At 43.5% G+C, this 18,624-nt stretch carries 17 protein-coding genes; 3 read left to right on the top strand and 14 right to left on the bottom strand.

Going from position 1 to position 18,624, the window contains the following annotated elements; all coding sequences use genetic code 11:
• The 10 genes from ACG3M1_RS06045 to ACG3M1_RS06000 all read right to left on the bottom strand — a co-directional run bounded on the left by ACG3M1_RS06045 (position 1) and on the right by ACG3M1_RS06000 (position 13,026).
• Positions 1–465 (bottom strand): regulatory YrvL family protein, encoded by a 465-nt coding sequence (locus ACG3M1_RS06045; RefSeq protein WP_224720907.1) that lies wholly within the window; start codon positions 463–465, stop codon positions 1–3.
• A 76-nt stretch (positions 466–541) separates the two neighbouring features.
• Positions 542–2,374: a PIN domain-containing protein gene (locus ACG3M1_RS06040; protein WP_009588040.1), complete on the bottom strand. Its 1,833-nt coding sequence runs from the start codon at positions 2,372–2,374 to the stop codon at positions 542–544.
• A 389-nt stretch (positions 2,375–2,763) separates the two neighbouring features.
• On the bottom strand, positions 2,764–4,368 hold the full coding sequence (locus tag ACG3M1_RS06035) for an IS1182 family transposase (RefSeq protein WP_008817373.1): 1,605 nt from the start codon (positions 4,366–4,368) through the stop codon (positions 2,764–2,766).
• Positions 4,369–4,490: 122 nt separating this feature from the next.
• Complete coding sequence (locus ACG3M1_RS06030) at positions 4,491–6,632, bottom strand: sensor histidine kinase (protein ID WP_395815025.1); 2,142 nt, start codon at positions 6,630–6,632, stop codon at positions 4,491–4,493.
• Between the two features lie 14 nt (positions 6,633–6,646).
• Entirely contained in the window at positions 6,647–7,357 is a 711-nt protein-coding gene (locus ACG3M1_RS06025; protein ID WP_009269580.1) for a response regulator transcription factor, read from the bottom strand.
• 119 nt (positions 7,358–7,476) lie between these two features.
• Entirely contained in the window at positions 7,477–8,127 is a 651-nt protein-coding gene (locus ACG3M1_RS06020) for a TVP38/TMEM64 family protein (protein ID WP_008819270.1), read from the bottom strand.
• Between the two features lie 550 nt (positions 8,128–8,677).
• Positions 8,678–9,454 (bottom strand): HD domain-containing protein, encoded by a 777-nt coding sequence (locus ACG3M1_RS06015; protein WP_008819271.1) that lies wholly within the window; start codon positions 9,452–9,454, stop codon positions 8,678–8,680.
• Positions 9,455–9,499: 45 nt separating this feature from the next.
• The gene (locus tag ACG3M1_RS06010; protein ID WP_008819272.1) at positions 9,500–11,812 is read right to left on the bottom strand and encodes a U32 family peptidase; all 2,313 of its coding nucleotides are present in this window, start codon (positions 11,810–11,812) and stop codon (positions 9,500–9,502) included.
• Complete coding sequence (locus tag ACG3M1_RS06005) at positions 11,799–12,257, bottom strand: threonine/serine exporter family protein (protein ID WP_008819273.1); 459 nt, start codon at positions 12,255–12,257, stop codon at positions 11,799–11,801. The genes ACG3M1_RS06010 and ACG3M1_RS06005 overlap by 14 nt, the downstream gene beginning before the upstream one ends.
• A 1-nt stretch (position 12,258) precedes the next feature.
• Positions 12,259–13,026 carry a threonine/serine exporter family protein gene (locus ACG3M1_RS06000; protein ID WP_002608112.1) on the bottom strand — a complete coding sequence of 256 codons (768 nt, stop codon included), beginning with the start codon at positions 13,024–13,026 and terminating at the stop codon, positions 12,259–12,261.
• A 198-nt stretch (positions 13,027–13,224) separates the two neighbouring features.
• Here ACG3M1_RS06000 and tpx point away from each other — a divergent pair, with 198 nt between their 5' ends.
• The 3 genes from tpx (at position 13,225) to ACG3M1_RS05985 (ending at position 15,743) form a co-directional block, all read left to right on the top strand.
• The gene (gene tpx, locus ACG3M1_RS05995) at positions 13,225–13,716 is read left to right on the top strand and encodes a thiol peroxidase (RefSeq protein ID WP_002608111.1); all 492 of its coding nucleotides are present in this window, start codon (positions 13,225–13,227) and stop codon (positions 13,714–13,716) included.
• A 565-nt stretch (positions 13,717–14,281) separates the two neighbouring features.
• Positions 14,282–14,779: a deoxycytidylate deaminase gene (locus ACG3M1_RS05990; RefSeq protein WP_008819275.1), complete on the top strand. Its 498-nt coding sequence runs from the start codon at positions 14,282–14,284 to the stop codon at positions 14,777–14,779.
• 76 nt (positions 14,780–14,855) lie between these two features.
• Positions 14,856–15,743, top strand: coding sequence for a diacylglycerol/lipid kinase family protein (locus ACG3M1_RS05985; RefSeq protein ID WP_008819276.1), 888 nt, complete (start codon positions 14,856–14,858; stop codon positions 15,741–15,743).
• 11 nt (positions 15,744–15,754) lie between these two features.
• On the opposite strand, the gene ACG3M1_RS05980 is transcribed toward ACG3M1_RS05985, so the two are convergent.
• The 4 genes from ACG3M1_RS05980 to ACG3M1_RS05965 are packed head-to-tail and all read right to left on the bottom strand — an operon-like array spanning position 15,755 to position 18,588.
• Complete coding sequence (locus tag ACG3M1_RS05980) at positions 15,755–15,901, bottom strand: hypothetical protein (RefSeq protein ID WP_002608108.1); 147 nt, start codon at positions 15,899–15,901, stop codon at positions 15,755–15,757.
• 1 nt (position 15,902) lies between these two features.
• A complete protein-coding gene (locus tag ACG3M1_RS05975) occupies positions 15,903–16,559 on the bottom strand; it encodes an HAD family hydrolase (RefSeq protein ID WP_008819277.1) in 657 nt (218 codons plus the stop codon).
• A complete protein-coding gene (locus ACG3M1_RS05970; protein ID WP_008819278.1) occupies positions 16,552–17,250 on the bottom strand; it encodes a YjjG family noncanonical pyrimidine nucleotidase in 699 nt (232 codons plus the stop codon). Before ACG3M1_RS05970 ends, ACG3M1_RS05975 begins: the two co-directional genes overlap by 8 nt.
• A 9-nt stretch (positions 17,251–17,259) precedes the next feature.
• The gene (locus ACG3M1_RS05965) at positions 17,260–18,588 is read right to left on the bottom strand and encodes an MATE family efflux transporter (protein WP_009587982.1); all 1,329 of its coding nucleotides are present in this window, start codon (positions 18,586–18,588) and stop codon (positions 17,260–17,262) included.
• Between the last annotated feature and the right edge of the window lie 36 nt (positions 18,589–18,624).

Here is an 18,624-nt window from a genome sequence, read left to right as displayed (position 1 = left end):
CTATTGCCGTTCTACAAACTGGGATTTATTGTTCTTCATCATGCGGGATTTTTTTATATCACTAACCCCTAAAAATGCAAATATTAATGATATAACAAAAATAGATATATCTTCAGCTGAAATACTTTGCATACAATAATCTGTAATTCTTAATCCCCAAAAAGTTGCGAATGTGTCTAAGATTAGATAGAGTGTTATTGCTGTAGGCATTGATACTTTGTCTAAAGATAATAAAGCCTTTGGTAATGCACCTGCAATCAATCCTAACGGATAAGAAATAATTGTTGCAATAATAAAAAACAAAATAATACTTCCGATAGAACGATATTCAAACCCAAACACTTTCATTATTGCACCACTTATTAAAGCTAAAACAGACAATACGATAATAAGCAAAACTCCACATAATAAAAGTGTTATTATCTTTTCTTTATGTTTTTCAAAAAATTCTCTCAATATTTTCACGCTCCACAACTTCTAATCTTCATTACGTTTTCCATCAATTCGATAAACTGGAATTTTGTTAGTTATCTTGATTGAATCAATTATTCGTTTTCTGCTTCAAACATTTCTTGAAAGATTTCGCAAGTTTCTGTTCTTTAACAAGTTCCTCTTTCAAATCGGAAATCAAATTTTCTAAAGCCTCCAAAACATCGTCTACTTCATAATCGATGCTATCCTCGATGCCATCCGATGCTCCACCATCTTCGTCAAAATTAAGATAACCAACGATAAGTTTAACATAGCCTATTGCAAGCTTTTCTTCATCCAATAAAAGAGAAACTTCTATCTGTTCTTCTGAACCTGCTTCTGGTGTTCCATGAAGTTCATCAAGAGACAAAGTATAAACTCTGCAATCTGTACCTAAAATACTTATGTATTCCCCATACTCAATACAATCAGGAAGATTTCCCTCCATCTTCTTGGTTGCCATATCAATTTTATCATCAACCCATTCTCTGATTACATTCAATAAATCATCTTTATCTTTCTTAGACAAATCTATTGGAATACTCTTTTCTAATGAAAGAGCAGTAATAAATGCTTGAGTATCATCCTCACCCATATCGGCTTTCATCTGAGTATAAATCTCATCATACAGATATGCTAACTCTTCATAACATAAAGAAATATCATTATACTGCTTAAATAATTCAAATATTTTTTTTGCCATACTCGAATTATTCAAATCGTTTTCTAACATATCACTATATTGTGATAACGGTAAGAACCCCAATGCTTCCCTTTCTTCATCTTCATGTTCTTTATAGTATAACGCTTCGTGCAAATCGTCAATTACAGTTCTGCTTTTTCTTGAATCTCCTCCTAATATAATTTTGAAAGGCAACACTCTTATTTCCTCCGTTTTGCTGTTAAGTTCAATTCTACAAGCAAATCTTGCATTATGTTTTTCTAAAATATGTCTAGTCTCAACACCAAAATATTCTTTTTCCTCAGAATCCCAAAAGGCACTGTCAAAATCTTCATAATAACAATCCACATCCATAGTTCCATGAATCCATAAGGATGCTGTGATTATATTTCCATCTATATCATCTATTGTATGAATCCTAATACCTGACAGATAGTAATGATCTAAATATATTTCATCATAATCATACCCTTCAACAATACCATCTTGATCATATGATAATCCTTGAACTTCAATACAGCCATCATCAATCTCTCTATTGATTGTCTGAATGATAAAATCATTGTTATCCTTTATTAAATCAAGTGCAGCTGCGTATTCTTCTTCTTGTTTGCTTAACTCATTAAAGAGTTCTCCTATGGAAGAAAAGAACAAATGGTTTTTACTTCTGGCACATGCTGTTTTGAAACCGTTATCCTCACTAACAATTGCTACAACCTCATCGATACCAAAGCGGTTTTTAATCTCTTGGGCAATAAATGCATCAGGAAATTCTTTTCTCTTTTTCTCACAATTCTCAAATGGTGGTCGTACAGCAAAATAATCTTCTAGTATTTGTTCAAGCTTTATGTTACTCGTATCAAGTCTTTCAACCTTACAGTCCTCCAAAAATTTAGCAAACACGGCTTTTGCGCTTTGGCGAGCAGTTTTCTTATCAGGTATTTTGACATATATCCCCATTCCAATATCAGCCAAATACTGTTCTGGAAGTATATCCAAATATTCTTTTCTTAACTTTCTTGCTTTTCCACATATGCTATCAACGCATCGGCAAATATGTTTTTCTACTTCACTTATTACGATATTGCTTAACACAAGCTTAATTTTGCCATTTTGAACGTTTTTAACTAGTAAGCTCATCGTACTATCAATGCCAAAGTCGAATTTATTTGCTTCAAATACATTAGTATCAATTGTAACATTTAACGGATATTTTATCATTCTTTTACACCATTGCATCTATATAGATGCAATTAGTCTCCTTTCTTATAAATCCCCTTTATTCATCTACACCATCAGTGGAAACTAAAATTCACCAGCTCGACAAATTCCAATTTATAACCATATCTTAACATAATCAAATCTCAAATACTATGCAATCAAAACAATACTAGGAGAAGATAATGTTACCTGTAAATCAGCCTTTTGCAACTTCGCTGGAAAAACATAGAAAAGGGGCTGTGACGAGTAAGAGAAATTAGTGTTTCTCTGAAAATCACAGCCTTTTTTATTATGATTTTTGTATTTTGGGTACACTGAAAACAACTTTTTGAGTGAATCTGGTTTTAGGCCCTTTTTTCGTTAGAAATCCCCCATCCCATTGTGGAAAACTAATTCAGTTTGCTTACATTTCTCTGCTTTTCTCTTTTTTTATCCCTTATTTTATAATTATGGTACTTTCTTATGTTATATCCAATACACACTAAGCTTAGTTCTACCTTGACTCCGCTTTCTCCTCGTCGATGCAAGCGGACATATTCAAAATCTTGTTTGATGTCCGCAAACGCTCCCTCTGCCTGTGCACTACGATTTCTCATCAATCTCTTTCCTTCTTCACTCTTTAGACATTCATCTATCTCTTTATGCATCTTTTCTAAGGCAGGGACTATCCGTGCACTTCTTCCGTTCTTTGATGTCGTGCATTTGCTCCTGTGTGGACATTCACCGCAGTTTTTATTTCTGTAATACATCGTCGTTTTTGGATATTGTCCTTTGATATTGAGTCCTATTCGCTCTATCTCAAATACATGTCCGGCTGGACATACTGGAGTACCATCCTCTTGTCGTTCCATGTGCCGCAGTTGATAGCGATTCTTATCATTTACTTTCTCTTTCTTCTTTTCATATCCACTGTATTTCAATAGTCCTTTAATCCCTTTACTTTTGCAGTAACAGTAATTATCATAGCTCCCATATCCTGCATCCGTTACTTCTATATCAGGGTATTTTCCATATAATTCTTTATATCCTTCTGTAAATGGTTGTAACGTTTTTATATCATTTGGATCACTACTTAGATATTGATAGGCGATGTACCCATTATTTACTCCTATTTGTACGTTATATCCCGGTTTGAATACATTTGTATGATTGTAATAATCATATTTCATATGCATGAATGTGGCATCTGGATCTGTCTTGGAAAAACTGTTCCTGTCTTCCAATATATCTTCCTGGATTGCATACTCCCACATCTTTACTGCACTTTTCTTCAATTCATCGCACAATTTTGCGATTTCGTGTTTTCCTCTGCCTTTTCGGATATATTCTTTTTCCTTCAGCCAATTTTCAAGCGCTTCATCTATTTTGATCATATACTCAATATTTGGATATTTCAAAATTGAATAATTGATATTGATTTCATGTTTTTTAAAGTATCGATTCACTTGTTTTAACAGTTCCATACATTTCTGCCAGTGTCTGGGAAGGTATCGTTTACTCCAACCTTTCCAACAGAACGTCATCTTATTGGCATTTGCCTCAAATTTTGTACCATCAATATAAAGAATCTGTTCTTCCAATGCTTTTTCATCTTGTACATACAGATAGATTTCTTTCGCAATCGTTTGAATGGATTCTTTCAATGTATGATTGATGAATCGTTCAAAGCTCTTATAACTTGGAACACAACCGTTCGTGATACTACGGTAACGAATATCATAGCGACAAAGTTTTTCCAGTTTTCGTAAAGAAGCATAGCCGTCTTCAGCAAAGGCCATAAGGATGATGGTCAACATCATGACAGGGTCATAAGAGCGAGAATCAAGATTATGGAAATCTATAAATTTATTTAGATTAATCCTCCCTAAGACTTCCAAGATCGTGACGCTCAAATCATCATCAAGAACATCATTTTGAAAAGAATAATCAAAATTTAGTAGCATATATGGTTGATATGCGGTATAATTTCCTTGGTTAATTTGAGTACTTGTCATACATAAATTATACCAAAAAATACACCTTCTTCTCTATAGAATTGGGTGTATTTTTTATGTCTGGGCTGTGACTTATCTGTCACAGCCCCCCTTCATTGTATTTTCCTGTAAGGCGTCCAGTCTTACTCCTGATTCTCACCTAAAGTATCGCTAACAAGTGGAAATTCAATAACCGCCTTAAACAAATCTCCATCCGTCTCAATGCGGAAGCTTCCCTTCATCGCCTCTGTAAAGCTCTTGGCAATAGCCAGTCCAAGACCGCTGCCTCCGTCATGACGCGATTTATCTCCGCGAACGAAACGATCCACAATATCCTCCGTATCAAAATTCAACGGTTCCTTTGATATATTTTTGCATTCAATCCGTACCCGGTTGGCTGTCTTGCGGATATCCACATACACACGGGTATGCTCCAGTGCATAATGGTGTATGTTGATAAACAGATTTTCAAATATCCGGAATGCCTTACTTCCGTCCAGCAGTACACTCAGCTGTTTTTCACCATGCAGATTCCAGATTACCTCCAGCCCGCATTCCTGCAGAAGCTCACTGCACTCCGCCTGCACCTGCTCCACCAGTGCGATAATATCCAGACGGGCCATATCCAACTGAATATTTCCGCTGTTTGCCTTGCTAACCTCAAACAAATCCTCCATCAGAGCATGCAGTCGCTTGGCATACTGATCCAGCATGCTCACATACTCCTTACGCTGCGTTTCACTTATGCCCTCCTGCTGCAGAAGCTCTACGTAATTGCGAATTCCGGTCAGCGGTGTCTTCAAATCATGTGACACATTGCTGATCAGCTCTGTTTTCATATTCTGTGATTTCGTTTCCTCCTGTACCGCTTTCTCAAAGCCGACGCGGATTTCACTGAATTCATCCTTGAGGGCATTGAAGATACCGACATCCTGCGGAAGCTCTGCCTGGAAGTTGCCCTCCTTCAGCTCCTGCGTCTGCTTCAGCAAGGTACGATAATCATGCTGTACAGCATTGAGCTTCTGCTTCAGCCACAGGAAGAGGGCAAAGCCATAGATGATTGCCAGAAACATGCCGAACCACCAGAACAGACACAGCACAATCATGATGACGATCTGCATCAGCATGAATTTTAACAGCTTACGGTTTGCGTCATCCTTCAAATCGATATCCGCGAGATTGTCTATATGCCGGTGGATACTGCCGATCATTCTGCCCAGAATCGTATCCTCCTTCATATATTTCCAGAATCCCTTTACAAATATATATTTCATTGCAAACAAGGCGATACTGATCATCAGAAACAGCAGCATCCAGGAAACGACATTCGCCACAAACAGAAGCTCATCAGACATCATGATATGATATTCATTCATGACACTCTGCAATGTTCCACTGATCGTAGCTCCACTCAGTGCCAGAACGCCGGCAGTCCCCAGCGTGATTCCGGTAGCGAGCAGAATAAACAGAAAACCGAACTTCACTCTCTTAAATGTCAGGAACGGATTCACTTCCTCAACGATCGCGATTGGATAAAACAACAGATACAAAATCAGGACCATTGTACCGATCATAGCGGCTATTACAGAGAATTGCGTATAATTTGACCAGTCATACACCGTACGTGCTATCAGTCCCTGATCCTTGATAACCTCCTGTGGTACACGGAAGATGATTTTCATCTGCTTCGGGTTCTGAATCATTGCCTGTGATTGTGTGAATTCTTCATCATTTATATTATAGGTAGTCATGGGTCCGTTTTTATCAACGGAATCAAAATAGCGCAGATATCGTGTCAGTGACTGCGGCTGGAAATCCATATCACTGAAATCTCCCAGAATTTTCGCTGCTCCATCTTTATCATATTCCAGAATACCATACAGCAGGCTGCTGTCACGAAGCTCCTTCTGAGACATATCCCTCAGCTTTTTATTTCCATATTCCCTACCGTTTTTCAAATCCTTCGCATAGTATTGAAAATTGGCATCCTCCTTCAATTCCAGAAAGCTCTTTGTGACTTTTTCTTTCAGATCATTGGATAACGTGCTTTTCAGATAATTCGGTAGCCCGGTATCGAATTTGATAATATCATCCTTGGGACGCACAGACTGAGCAAGTCCCAGAACTCCCTCCTGAATATCATCTTCAAGATACCAGATAACCGCCTGCTTGCCGGAACGCCCCAGCTCCTGAATCTGATCGTTACGGTATACGGAACAAATCATAAGGCTCATTACAGAAAGCAGTGCAATGAACGTTGTTAGAAATATATGTTTTTTCTTCATAAGATCACCTGTTTTTATTTTTCTATTTTATAGCCGATTCCCCAGACCACCTTTAAATAGCGCGGATGCTTGGGGTCCAGCTCAATTTTCTCCCGCAGCTTACGGATATGCACCATCACAGTTTCCGTATTGATTGCTTCCTCATTCCAGACGGCCTCATATATCTGCTGTGCTGAAAAAACACGCCCCGCATGCTTCATCAGCAGCTCCAGTATCATAAACTCCTTCGGCCGCAGCTTGACGATCTGATTATCCACACGCACTTCCTTTGTCGTGCTGTTTAATTCCAGTGCCCCAATACTGTAAATTTCCTCCTCACGATTCACAGAGGATACCGCATGCTCCTTCAGCATCAGAATCTGTTCATAGCGGCGCAGCTGACTGCGGACACGGGCCAGCAGCTCCATAGAGCCAAACGGCTTTGTGATATAATCATCCGCACCGATATTCAAGCCGGTTATTTTATCGATATCTTCAGATTTCGCACTCAGAAAGATGATTGGAAAATCATAATCCTTACGCACCTCCATCGTCATAGTGATTCCATCCATAACCGGCATCATGATATCCACCACAGCCAGATTAATTGTTTCACGTTTTATTATGTTCAGACCCTCCTGGCCGTTTTCAGCCAGAAATACACGATATCCCTGATTTTTCAAATATATCTGTATAGCCTCCCGTATTCCTTTTTCGTCCTCCACGACGAGTATGTTATGATCCATAGCCTTCACTCCCTCTCAACAAGTGTAATTGTACTATATTCCGGATGATTCTTCCATGTTATGCAGCAGAAACCCCAGAAAGGTTGCAACTGCACAGAATGTGCAGATAATAAATTGTATCATATCGCTGTATCCTCCTTCATGCGTTTATAAGCAAAGCCTCCTGCAATTACAAGCAGAATCGTAAGTATTGCCACTCCGGCAGCTGCGACGAAATTCCCCTCCTTCAATGAACCGCTGAGAAATGTCGATGTCACAATGCTGGGAATACGTCCCACGGTTGTGAGCAGCAGCCATTTCCCCAGAGCGATATTGGATAGGGATACGACATAGGTCATAATATCCTTCGGCGTGCCGGGAATCAGAAACAGCAGGAAAATCCACAGCATGCTATTCCTTTTTTTCAGCACTCCGGTAAACTCATTCAGCTGCTCCTGTTTAAAAAAGACGGTTACCAGCCGTTTTCCATACCGCTGAACCAGAAGGTATACAAGGGCTGTCCCAAGCAGAGATCCCACCAAGCAAAGCAATGTCCCGCCAACGGAGCCAAACAGAAATCCGGCCGCAAGCTCCAGCGGCTCTCCCGGCAAAAAAGCCAGAAAAATCTGTGCGGCAATCAAAACAATCATGAGTATCTCACGCAGGCCATGCGGGATATCCTCCAGCATACGGGAAATCTGATTCATGTCGATACTGCCAAAAAGAAGACCAAGTCCGGCCCCAGCCAATAGAAGAACACCACCCAGCATAACGATGTATTTCTTCTTCATGAAATCAGCTCCCTTCCTTACAGTCCTTATTATGCAGGAAATTTCTTACCATAAAACGCAGGTAAATCTTAAACTTTTCTAAATCCGTCACGCAATTCAAAAAATAGTGAAAAAGGCATCCTTTGCATTTTCTTTCCGACAGGGATGCTGAGAGGACATGTTACAGTGAAGCAATTCAGCTGACGGTTTCGCTGCAGACATTCACAGAAAAAGAAGCCATGCTAGGTACTGCTGAAAACAGCCGATTATAAAAAGCTGATGTGTTCCTTTCCGCATTCACGCAGTACAGCTTTCCATAGCTTACCCTGTCGGGATACATGAAATAAGTTGTATATCAGCCATACGGTGATGATGAAAAAGGAATCCGATTGTATGGAGGTTTTCCCATAACCGGATTCCTGCTTTCTCATAATTCAAACGTATGCTTCACAAAATGCCATGCATTCATCCCCTGCTTTCTGTAAATCAGCAGGGGAAACTTTTTACATCCTCCATATTCTTACAGAAACGGAAAACGCTTTACTCCTTGGTAGGCATGAAAGCCTCTTTTTTACGCAGTGACTCGCTTTTGCATATATGTCAGTGCATGTTGTACAGCAAGCTGTACTGCCTGCTGTGCCTGCTCTCTTTGAAACGGATAACGTTCTACCATGCGTTCAATATAATGCTGCTGTAAAACAAGAGACAGTGCATAGGCATCATGATAATCAAATATAAATGCCATATGGGACAGCAGGATATCGAGATGCGTTTTCCGTTTTGCGGACAGAATGGGACGGCTGTTCAAAAAATCCTGCAGAACCTCCTCACTCACCGTTTCCTGCAGCAGCTGCTCTTCACTGCACAGATAGACATTTTCCGCTTTCTCCATCAGATTTACACGGAAGATATCCGTTTTATCCGCATCCCTCAGAATCGTGGCATGCAGAAATGCATGTTCCTCCAGGTCGTCTGCAATCTGAAACTTATTATGGTTTTCTATCGCATGCAGCATTACTTCCTGCTGGTGCGGATCATCACAGAAAACAGATAACAGCCCTTGTTCCTGTAAAATCCGTACCCCAAGTGCCGCATGATTGATACTTTTCGCATCCAGAAAGGTATGATACTGCTTCAGCTGTTCAAATCTTCCGATATCATGATACAGGCCTGTCACCTCGGCCAGATCCACATCCATAGCAGAGCAGTTTCTGTGGATCGCCAGCTGCTTTGAAATCTCAGCCACCTTTTGTGAATGCACGATTTTAAGAGCCACCCGCTCATCCTGTGTATCATATCCTTTGCAATAGGCGGCAAACTGCTCCTTTGCCTGTATAAGATTCACCATATATATCCTCTTTTCAATTAGGTATATCCTATGACATACCTTTTCTTATACACCCTGTTTCATTTGCAGCTGCGCTTTACAGGCTGTGATAATCCTGTGGCAGTCAGCCTCGCCTTCCATGGTGAACGTGCATAGAAAATGCTGAATCCCATGCTGCTTTGCTTCCGGAATCGAATCGATATGATTGCGCACCTCATAATGTAGAATATGCGTACGGCAAGACTCGTCACACAAAATCGGATAGCGATTCTGTTTCACATCGAGAAGAGCGTATTCCGCCCCCTGCCTGCAAAGACCGCAGTTTCTGTCTGTATGATTACAGATAACGGAATTGATTGGACAGTATTCACTCAGCATCAGCTCAGCTCTGCCGTATACCGTATAAAAGAAGGGTGCATCCACCGCATATCGTTCCTGAAAGCACCGTTTGATTGCACTACAGTCCTGTAGGCTGCTTTCCAGAGAAAAGCTGATTCCCCTTGCACCGTGAGTAAGCAGAAATGCGGCGGTATGGGAATTCGTCATATTCAGCGAGGTATCACAGAAGACCTCTCCCGCCTGCAAGCCGCCGGTTTCCTGAATCATCATCAGGGAAGCAGGATACTCCTCCTTCATCACTCGTGGCATACGCGGATAAACTCCCTCTGTGCCCTTCATCAACGCATACAGGCTGTGATTTTCCACAAAGATCATATCCAAGCCCTCCTGTAGACAGGCCTGCAGTTGTTCCTCAGTATGCACAACAGCACAGAGTGATGGAGCGTCCTGTATTGAATGGATTACGGGCTGCTTCTCCGCAAGAATACGGCGCTGCTTATGCAGAATTTTTCGCTGCTCCTCCAGCTTCGCCAACGCACTTCGACGCATCTGATTGAGTTCCCGGATAGGAAGTATTCCCTGCGCATCCAGCTGATAGGAAATGTTCTCGAATACAAATGGCGTATCTCCGCTTTTTTTCAGCTGCGCAGCAATTCGCTCCTCTTTCAGCGGCATCCTGCGTGCTGTTTCACATACGGCATCACTTTCCACTCGTACACTTCTGCCTTCCTCGTCCATAATCTCCAGGACTGCCGGTTTGCCTGCCTGCATGGTGAACTGTGCATAAACGGCAACCTTACGAGGTGCTGCCTCATAGCTTTTCTGCAATGCCTGCAGCTGCTGTGCATCACTGGTCTTCAGGACAATACTTCCTTTCACAACAGGTGCTGTTTTATCCAGCTCCACAATATCCCCTGCTGCTCCGTGATTGACCAGCAATCCGTCCTTATACAGAAAATTCACCTGAAAGCCGATATCCTTCGGTTCCTGCAAAATGCGGATACCATCCTGCTGCCGCAGGGTATCCTGCAGGCGTATCACAATTTTATCTCTGGTAACCTGAATGACTTTACCGACCTTGACTCCGATATGATTGGGACGGATCGGATTCATCAGCTGCGCCCCGTAATGATGAAACAAATGTCCCTGGGTAAAGCCGCGGTTGAATATTTTTTTCATCTGCATATCCACAGCTTCATCATAGATAAATGCTCTTCCCTCATAATACGCATCGATCGCCTTACGATATAAGGCAACCATCAATGCCACATATTCCGGGCGTTTCATCCTGCCCTCGATTTTAAAGGAGGCAATTCCCGCTTCAATCAGCTCCGGAACTCTTTCCAGCGTATTCATATCCTTCGGGCTCAGCAGGTATTCCCCTTTTCCTTGCAGGATTTCACTATGACCGTCCTCCCGCTTTTCCAGCTGATATTTCATACGGCAGTTCTGTGCACATTCGCCGCGGTTTCCGCTTCGCTGCAGTGTCAGTGAGCTCATCAGACACTGCCCGCTGTAGGATACACACAGGGCTCCCTGAACAAAAACCTCCAGGTCTACGCCTAAAGCCGCATATGCTCGGATTTCCTTTAGCGGAGTTTCTCTTGGCACCACCACTCTGCTGGCACCGCAGGACTCTATAAAGTGAATTCCCTGCGGATTATGGATATGCATCTGTGTGGATGCATGCAGCTCCATGTCCGGGAAGCGTTGGCGCAGCACAGAGAATAAGCCCAAATCCTGAATAATTACCGCATCCACATCATGCTCATATAAAAACTGAACATACCGGACACAGTCCTCAAATTCCTCTTCTCGAATCAGGGTATTGACGGTAACAAACACACGAACCCCATACACATGGGCATAGGCGATTGCTTCCTGAATTTCGTCCTCATCAAAATTATTGGCGAATGCTCTGGCACCAAACATACTGCCACCAAGATACACAGCATCACAACCATTTTGGACTGCCGCACGAAGCGCCTCCATAGAGCCGGCAGGTGCCAGCAGCTCCACTTTTCTTTCAGTTTTCCACATGCCTTCTCACACTCCTTCTCTCCGGTTTGAATACAGCCTTCATGATTGTTGAAACAACAAGGATTCCCAGAGCCAGTACGCCTGCGATGGTCAGCGTATCCAGACCGATGGACAACGCCTGCATCACATCCCCTTCTATCGCCTTCAGCATCGTACGATACATTCCACCTCCGGGTACCAGTGGTATCAGGGCACAAATGATAAAGGTTGTTACCGGTGTCTTGCAGATACGGGCAAAAATTTCAGAATACAGCGATAGTGCAACCGAACCCAGAAACATGGCAGTCAGCTCCGAGCAGCCCACAAGCAGTGCCGCATGGTAGACTGCACCGCCGATTGACCCTGCGATTCCTGCAAGAATCAGTTTCCTTCCACGAATATTAAACATTACGCCAAATCCCAGTGAGGCAAAAAAAGAGGCAATCATCATATTGATCAGATACATGTCACATACCTCCGCTCAGTCCGATGGACATGGAAAGGACAACACCGATACCGGCAGCGATTGCAATCGCCACCAGAAAGGCCTCGGTTGCACGGGCAACACCGGACAGATAATCCCCGGAAACCGTATCCCGTATGGCATTGGTAATGGCTAAGCCGGGAACAAGCAGCATGATGCTGGATATAATAAGGATATCGACATCCGTATCCGGACAGAGGGCATGTGCCCCCAGTGCCGCAAGCGCACCGCTCGCCGCCGCAATTGCATTCGTAAAAAAGCCGTGCAGGCCGCGCTGTTCCATAAGGGCGCTTACCGCTTTGATCAGCAGTCCGATCAAAAAGCTGCATCCTGCCTCCAGATAATTTCCACCGAAGAAAACCGCAAAGCCACCTGCACTCAATGCTCCGAAGAACATGATTATCCAAAAGGAATAGCGCTGTTCATTTTCTATTTCTCTCAGCTTTAGCGCCAGCTCCTCGATTGTGTAATTCTGCACGGCGGTTTCTCTTGAGAGGCTGTTGATCTTATCAATGCAGTTTAAATCCACACCGCGTGTATGCACACGAAGGATTTTTGTATGTGTTTTGCTGGCAACCGTGATGGAGAACATGATGCCGGTTGTGGTAACGAAGCTCTGTGCATCCTCCACCTCAGAAAAGCTCGTGCAGAGCCGCACCATCGTTTCCTCCACCCGATAGATTTCCGCTCCGCTTTCTATGAGCAGTTTCCCTGCATAGCTGGCCACATCCAGCAGCTGATCTGTATTCATGCACAACCCCTCAACTTTCCTCTAACAGTATAGCGGATTCGAAGGGAAATGGAAACAGTTTTGTAAACAATATACAAGAAAAAAGCAGAAGCTACACACTGTTTTCGTTTCGTATCCTTGTTCATAAATTTCCAGGCAAATAAGTTCACCTTTTCAAACAATCCGGGTATACTATGTACAGAAAGCGAGGGATATCAAATGAATATAACCTTTCAGGGAAATCCTGTGACAATAAAGCATGAGGCAGTGAAGGAAAACGAGACATTAAAGCCGTTTACTGCTATACGAAATGATATGAGCGAGTGGCGAAGTGAGGACAGTACAGGTACACGTATTTTCCTCAGTGTACCTTCCCTGGATACCGGTGTATGCAGTATGGAGGTCGCAAAGTTCATCAATTACGCAAAGGAGCTAAAGGATGTTACCGTATGTGCAATATCCATGGACCTGCCATTTGCTCTTGAACGCTGGTGTCAGGCAAAAAACAATGAAAATGTAATTACATTGAGTGATTACAAGCTGCACAGCTTTGCAGCGGCAACTGCAACCTATGTCGAAGAGTTAGGTTTACTGACGCGGGCAGTATTTGTAGTTGATAAGGACAATATCCTGCGCTATGTCGAGTATGTCAGGGAAATTACAGACGAACCCGATTATGAGGCTGTTCTTTCCTGTGTGAAAGGCATCTGAAGGTACTCGTAATAACAGAAGCTGAATGCAGCATGCAACATGAGGCTGCAGGGCGCATGTTAAAAGTGAATGCAATAGCTTAATTTCTGAAAGGCAGACGATTGATAAACGTATCGTCTGCTTTTTGGTTACTCCTTTCGAAAAGGAAGAAGATATGGATTTCCATTATCTCCTTCAAACCAATGCAGAATAAACAGCTTCACCGCTCACCCGCATACTTTTCATTGCCTGCAGCCCTTTGAGATTCAGGATGTCCGTAAGCAGGAAGCTTTATGGAAGACTTGATTCGATGTGGTCGACCTCTTTATATAAAAAACCGTAATCATGTAGTTATGATGCAAGCTGCACCATATACAGCAGCTCTTTTCACACAGCTGTTTGCTATCCATGGACTTACTCACTGCTTTTAGCATACGACTTTCTCTTATCCTACTTGTATATACCGATATGATTTCTTTTTACTTCCGCAAGCATTCCCATAGCTTTTCTGTCAGCTTTCTTTAGATGATTGTATTAAAAAGCAGCTCCCCTTATAATAATATTTGATAAAGAAAGGGAGGTTTTTATGAAACAGGAGCGCGTAGATAAAATCAATTACTATCTGGATATCGCAGGAACAGTCGCACAGAGAAGCACCTGCCGCAGAAGAATTTACGGTGCGGTAATCGTTCAGCATGATGAAATTGTCTCCACCGGATATGTGGGTGCCCCTCGGGGACGTACCAACTGTCTGGATCTGGAATACTGTATTCGGGAGAAGCTGCGGGTTCCCCGGGGAGAACGCTATGAATTATGTCGCAGTGTCCATGCGGAAGCAAATGCAATCATCAGTGCACAGCGCAGTGAAATGCTGGGAGCCGATATGTTTCTGGTAGGCTATGAAGCAGTCAGCGGGGAGCTGATTCAAAGCTCGAACAGCTGTTCCATGTGCAAGCGAATGATCATCAATGCAGGAATTTCAAAAGTCTATATACGGGATACGCCTTCCCAATACCGTATGATTGATGTATACAACGACTGGGTATTGCAGGATGAATCACTCGACGGTGTCTTAGGATATTAACACTAATTCCTGCACTCCACTTCCCTTTTCCGTCTTTATGCTATACAATTATATGCAAAGGAAACGGGGCGTGTGTATGGACAGAAGCATCAGAATCATTATGAATCCAAAGGCAGGAAAGCAGACGGCAAAAACGGCTTTATTTACGTTATGTGACCGGTTTTGTGCCATGCAGGATACGATACAGGTTTATGTAACCCAGTATGCGGGACATGCACAAAAGCTTGCGAAAGCCAGTGAAGGCTGCTGTGATATTCTCGTATGCATCGGTGGGGACGGTACCTGGAATGAGGTGATCAGCGGCATTATGGAAATAGACAGCAAGCCTGTGCTTGCCTATCTTCCAAGCGGGACAGTCAACGATTTTGCGGCTACACTGAAGCTGCCGAAAAGTGCTGGAAAGCTCATGGACACCATTGCACAATACCGTCCGTTTTCCTGTGATATCGGCCAGTTCAATAACCGCTATTTCACCTATGTTGCGGCGTTTGGTATCTTCACAGAAATTTCCTACTCCACACCCCAAAGCACCAAAAACTCCTTTGGAAAAATCGCTTATTTTCTGGAAGGCGTCAAACAGCTGACGAATATTCCCCGCTATCATGTCAAAGCCGTCATTGATCAGAATGAAGTCATTGAGGATTCCTGTATCTTCGGCTGTGTTACCAATTCCAAGTTTGTCGCAGGCTTTACTGCCGTAAACTCAAAGGATGCTCAGCTGGATGACGGGCAGTTTGAGCTTCTGCTCATCCGGGTTCCCAATAATCCACTGGATGTACAAAATATCATTGCGGCGCTGATAAAGCATGAGGTTAATGAAACCTGGATGTATTTTCGAAAGGCCTGTGATATCCGCATAGAAGCCCGGGAACAGATTCCCTGGACACTGGATGGTGAGGATGGGGGAAGCACAACACTTGCCCATATCCTGAATAAAAACAGAGCGGTTACCATTCTGGTATAGCCGCTCTTTTCTTATCCGTTAAAATTTACTTTATTAAACTTGGCGCTGTTCTTCCCCTTGCCCAGTGTTTTTTCCAAAGCTTTGGTGCGGGGCTTCTGCTTGGCTTTGCGGGCCTGCTCCAGCAGCTCTGCTGTACTCTTCTTTTTTTTATCAGCCATGTTATGAACCTCCTTTTTTCAATACATCCAACAGACTCTGCACATCCTCCACGATGCAGTCAGCGCCTGCTTCCTTTAGCTCCTCACGGCTTCCGTATCCATATAATACGCCAATCGTGCGCATGCCGTTCTTTTTCCCACCGATGATATCGTGCCGGCGATCTCCGATCATCACACACCGTTCAACCGGGAGGCGATGCTTCTGCACAGCATAGGCAATGACATCCGCCTTATCGCTGCGGGTACCATCCATCGTGGCACCGCAAATATCCAGCATATAGGAATCCAGCTTAAAATGCTTCAGGATGGTACAGGCGAATTCCTCCGGCTTACTGGTAGCGACCAAAAGCGTTTTGCCCTGCTTCTGCAATGCCTCCAGCAGTTCACGAATCCCCGGATATGCCACGTTTTCCAGCATTCCCTGCTTGCGAAAATAAACGCGGTAATCCGCAATTGCCTGCAAGGCCTGCGCCTCGTCAAAGGAATACAGCTCCATGAACATATCCTTTAAGGGCGGTCCGATAAATGCGCACAAATCATCCGGATTTTCCACATGAATACCGGCTTTATCCAAAGCAAAGGCTACCGATCTGGTAATACCAACCTTTGGATCTGTCAATGTTCCATCCAAATCAAACAACAGGATATCCTTATCCATCATTTTCCTCCTCCAATATTGTATATAATTCCCGCAAATCCCGAATTTCATAGGTTAACGGAAGCTGCTTGTGATTCTTTTTCCCATCAGGATTATACCAGCAGGTGGAAATACCGGCATTGATACCTCCCTGCATATCACTGGATAACGAATCTCCGATTATGAGGGTCCGATTCCGCTTCGCTCCATTTAATCTGGCAAAGCAGTGATCAAAATAGGATCGGTCCGGCTTCCGGAATCCGATTTCCTCCGATACAAACATATGATGGAAATACGCGTCCAGACCGGAATCCCGCAGACGCGCATACTGTGTTGCGACAACACCGTTGGTCACGATACACATACGATACTGCGGATACAGGCGGCGTACCACCTCCATAGCATGCGGTATCATATCGTGCCCTCTGCCCAGCTCCTTTTGATAGATATCCTCAAAGGCGATGCCATCATCCGCAATACCGAATTCACGAAACAGCTTTCCAAACCGTGTGTAAATCACTGCTTCCCTTGAGATTTCGCCTTCCTCATACGCTGACCACAGCTGTGCGTTTATGTCCTGATAGCGTTTCTTCATTTCATTTGTCAACGGGTAGTGATGCAGATCAAATACCCTCTGCAGAGCCCGCTTTTCCGTTGCATCGAAATCGAGCAGCGTTCCGTCTGCGTCAAATAACAGCGTCGTAAACTTCATATGTTCTCCTTATGTGATAATACGTTTCTTCATCCATGAGCCGCTTTGATACCGCCAGTAAAACCAGAGTATGCGAAAGAGCCAGTCGGTAAACATTGCGAGCCAGACGCCCAATACACCAAGCCCCAGTATCACCCCTAGCAGCCAGCTCAGACAGATTCTGCACAGCCACATGGATACAATCGAGATGCACATCGTAAAGCGCACATCTCCGGCTGCACGCAGTGCATTGGGAAAGGTGAAGGATGCCGGCCACAGCACCATGGCGAATATGCCGTGATACAGCAGCAGCTCCAGTGCGGTATCATACGTCTGTGCACTTAAATTATATATGTTCAGAAGCAAAGGCACAAGACACAGGATGATAAGATTTACCGCAAGCATGGATATATATGCGATTTTCATTAGTTTTTTTATGTAGAGACGGGCCTGCGCATAATCCCCAGCCCCAACGCACTGCCCTACGACCGTTATCATTGCAAGTCCGATTGCGGCAGCGGGTATGATTTCCATTTGTGCAATATTGTTCGCTACGGCATTGGCCGCTATCGCAACCGTACCAAAGCCCGCAATCAGTCCCTGAACAAGGATTTTTCCTATCTGGAACATACCGTTTTCCAAACCGTTTGGTATTCCGATTGTCAATATACGGCGTATCATATCCGGATGAAATTCCAGCTTCCTGTAGGAATCAATATAAATCAGATTATCCGGACTGCGCAGCAGATACAGCATAAACAGGGAACCCAGAATACGGGAAACCAGCGAGGATATGGCAGCACCCGCCACCCCCATATGGAAGCCGTAAATCAAAACGGCATTTCCGAGGATATTGAAGGCATTCATGAACAATGAGGTAATCATTGAAATTTTGGAATTCCCCATGGAGCGAAACAGTGCAGCCCCGGAATTATACAGCGCGATAAACGGGTAGGACCATGCGGATATTTTAAAATAGATCTCTGCATTCCACATGACTGCCGGCTCCACATCCGTAAAGACCAGCTGCAGGATTGCCGTACAGCCAATCAGAACGATTCCCATGATGATAACAGCAAAAATACCGGTTGAAACAATCAGCTGCTTTGCCGACACACATGCCCGATCGCGGTCGCGACCACCGAGATACTGACTGCAGACAACAGCGCCTCCGGTAGCCAGTGCGGCAAAGATATTGATCAGAAGGATGTTGATCGTATCCACAAGACTAAGACCGGAAACCGCCGCCTCGCCCACACTCGACACCATGATCGTATCGCTCATCCCGATCGTTACCGCCAGAATCTGTTCGACAACAAGTGGCAGAATCAGCCGCTTCAGATTCTCATTTGTAAACATTTCATCACACTCCCAATCATCCCTTTGAATGTTACT

This window comes from Clostridium sp. 10cd* (assembly GCF_044336395.1).
Classification (GTDB): Bacteria; Bacillota_I; Bacilli_A; order Erysipelotrichales; family Erysipelotrichaceae; genus Clostridium_AQ; species Clostridium_AQ innocuum.
The sequence above is the reverse complement of the archived record's forward strand: the minus strand, read 5'-3'. Positions and strand labels throughout refer to the sequence as shown.

Excerpts from the sequence above, each read along its gene's own strand:
- ACG3M1_RS06040 (WP_009588040.1), bottom strand. The coding sequence starts at position 2,374 with ATGATAAAATATCCGTTAAATGTTACAATTGATACTAATGTATTTGAA.
- ACG3M1_RS06035 (WP_008817373.1), bottom strand. The coding sequence starts at position 4,368 with ATGACAAGTACTCAAATTAACCAAGGAAATTATACCGCATATCAACCA.
- ACG3M1_RS06030 (WP_395815025.1), bottom strand. The coding sequence starts at position 6,632 with ATGAAGAAAAAACATATATTTCTAACAACGTTCATTGCACTGCTTTCT.
- ACG3M1_RS06025 (WP_009269580.1), bottom strand. The coding sequence starts at position 7,357 with ATGGATCATAACATACTCGTCGTGGAGGACGAAAAAGGAATACGGGAG.
- ACG3M1_RS06020 (WP_008819270.1), bottom strand. The coding sequence starts at position 8,127 with ATGAAGAAGAAATACATCGTTATGCTGGGTGGTGTTCTTCTATTGGCT.
- ACG3M1_RS06015 (WP_008819271.1), bottom strand. The coding sequence starts at position 9,454 with ATGGTGAATCTTATACAGGCAAAGGAGCAGTTTGCCGCCTATTGCAAA.
- ACG3M1_RS06010 (WP_008819272.1), bottom strand. The coding sequence starts at position 11,812 with ATGTGGAAAACTGAAAGAAAAGTGGAGCTGCTGGCACCTGCCGGCTCT.
- ACG3M1_RS06005 (WP_008819273.1), bottom strand. The coding sequence starts at position 12,257 with ATGTATCTGATCAATATGATGATTGCCTCTTTTTTTGCCTCACTGGGA.
- ACG3M1_RS06000 (WP_002608112.1), bottom strand. The coding sequence starts at position 13,026 with ATGAATACAGATCAGCTGCTGGATGTGGCCAGCTATGCAGGGAAACTG.
- tpx (WP_002608111.1), top strand. The coding sequence starts at position 13,225 with ATGAATATAACCTTTCAGGGAAATCCTGTGACAATAAAGCATGAGGCA.
- ACG3M1_RS05990 (WP_008819275.1), top strand. The coding sequence starts at position 14,282 with ATGAAACAGGAGCGCGTAGATAAAATCAATTACTATCTGGATATCGCA.
- ACG3M1_RS05985 (WP_008819276.1), top strand. The coding sequence starts at position 14,856 with ATGGACAGAAGCATCAGAATCATTATGAATCCAAAGGCAGGAAAGCAG.
- ACG3M1_RS05980 (WP_002608108.1), bottom strand. The coding sequence starts at position 15,901 with ATGGCTGATAAAAAAAAGAAGAGTACAGCAGAGCTGCTGGAGCAGGCC.
- ACG3M1_RS05975 (WP_008819277.1), bottom strand. The coding sequence starts at position 16,559 with ATGGATAAGGATATCCTGTTGTTTGATTTGGATGGAACATTGACAGAT.
- ACG3M1_RS05970 (WP_008819278.1), bottom strand. The coding sequence starts at position 17,250 with ATGAAGTTTACGACGCTGTTATTTGACGCAGACGGAACGCTGCTCGAT.
- ACG3M1_RS05965 (WP_009587982.1), bottom strand. The coding sequence starts at position 18,588 with ATGTTTACAAATGAGAATCTGAAGCGGCTGATTCTGCCACTTGTTGTC.